The sequence below is a fragment of the Bradyrhizobium guangdongense genome (assembly GCF_006483445.1).
GTDB classification, from domain to species: Bacteria; Pseudomonadota; Alphaproteobacteria; order Rhizobiales; family Xanthobacteraceae; genus Bradyrhizobium; species Bradyrhizobium guangdongense_A.
In genome coordinates, this window is sequence record NZ_PPPT01000120.1 from 1 (window position 1) to 1,725 (window position 1,725).

The following is a 1,725-nucleotide window of genomic DNA, read 5'->3' on the forward strand; positions in this document are numbered from 1 at the left end:
CAGCGCCTTCTCCGAGACGTTGCCCTTCAGGCCCTTCGGACGCAGGTCGACCAGCATCAGATGGTTGTCGGTGCCGCCGGAGACGATGTCGAGCCCATGGCCGCGCAGCGTTTCCGCAAGCGCCTTGGCGTTCTCGACGACGTTCTTGGCGTAGACCTTGAAGTCCGGGCGCAGCGCCTCACCGAAGGCAACCGCCTTCGCCGCGATCACGTGCATCAGCGGACCGCCCTGGAGGCCCGGGAAGATCGCCGAGTTCAGCTTCTTGGTCAGCGTCTCGTCATTCCACAGCATCAGGCCGCCACGCGGGCCGCGCAGCGACTTGTGCGTCGTGGTCGTGGTGACGTGGGCGTACGGCACGGGCGAAGCATGCACACCACCGGCCACGAGGCCCGCGAAATGCGCCATGTCCACGAGCAGGTACGCGCCAACGCTGTCGGCGATCTCACGGAAACGCTTGAAGTCCCAGGCGCGCGAATAGGCCGAGCCGCCGGCGATGATCAGCTTCGGCTTGACCTGCTCGGCCTGCTTGGCGACCGCGTCCATGTCGATGATCTGGTCCTCGCGGCGCACCGTGTAGTGCGCGGCCTTGAACCATTTGCCGCTCATGTTGACGGGCGAACCGTGGGTGAGATGGCCGCCGGCGGCGAGGTCGAGACCCATGAAGGTGTCGCCGGGCTGCAGCAGCGCCAGGAACACCGCCTGGTTCATCTGGCTGCCGGAGTTCGGCTGCACGTTGGCGAAGCCGGCACCGAACAGCTTCTTGGCGCGATCGATCGCGAGGTTCTCGGCAACGTCGACCCACTCGCAACCGCCATAGTAACGCGCGCCCGGATAACCCTCCGCATATTTGTTGGTCATGACCGAACCCTGCGCTTCCAGCACGGCCCGGCTGACGATGTTCTCGGAGGCGATCAGCTCGATCTCGTGACGCTGGCGGCCGAGCTCGCCCTTGATGGCGGCGGCGATCTCCGGATCGGCCTGGTCGAGGGTGGCCGAGAAAAACGAATCGGGGGCATTGGCGGTCTTGGCGGAGGAAGAAGTCATCGGCGAATATCTCCACCGCCGCAGCCTTGTTCTGGGGCTACGGTCGGTCTGGTTTGGCGGTTGGAAGCAGGCGCGATCTACCACATCGCCCCGCCTCGGCCAAGCATTTGCGGGTCAGGGCCAACAATTGTGCAAGATATGGTGGGGATTGCGGGATTTGGAGCCCGCGAGGCTACGGGGCTGCCCCTGCCGGCCATCAGGCCGGCACCGCCAAACTGTACCGAAAAGGTGCCTGTCCGGGCCGATTCCCCCGGCTTGCGCGAAGCTTAGCCGCCCCTCCTCACAGCCCGGTATACCCCGCCTTCACCGGGTCCACGGAGCCGTCGAGCTGGCGCAGATAGGTCAGGCCGCACACCGTCAACCTGTGCGTGTCTTTCTCACCCGCTTCCATCAGCGTATTGAGATAGTCCGTCACCTTGGCGCGGGCCTCGGCGCTCGCCGCGGCGGTGCGGTTGGCGAGCAGGTCATAGGTCTGCATGATGCGGTCGATGGCGGCTTCCATGGCATCCTCGGGCTGATCGTGATCTTGGGGATTTTCGTCAGGCAACTACACTGGCCTCGCGCATCGCCTCGAACCGGCCAATGGCCTTGTTGGCGAGCCTGATCCGGTTGAATTCGCCGTGCTGGAACATCTGCACGATGATCTTGAGCAGGCGATCGTCGGTGGCGAGCGTGTCGGGC

Annotated in this window: 2 protein-coding genes; both read right to left on the reverse strand. The window is 65.0% G+C overall.

The genetic code is table 11. The features are described from left to right. The coding region (gene glyA, locus C2U70_RS17725) for a serine hydroxymethyltransferase (RefSeq protein ID WP_140979719.1) at positions 1 to 1,044 on the reverse strand (1,044 nt) is incomplete at its 3' end. Between the two features lie 280 nt (positions 1,045 to 1,324). Further along, positions 1,325 to 1,546 carry a hypothetical protein gene (locus tag C2U70_RS17730; protein WP_140979720.1) on the reverse strand — a complete coding sequence of 74 codons (222 nt, stop codon included), beginning with the start codon at positions 1,544 to 1,546 and terminating at the stop codon, positions 1,325 to 1,327. Between the last annotated feature and the right edge of the window lie 179 nt (positions 1,547 to 1,725).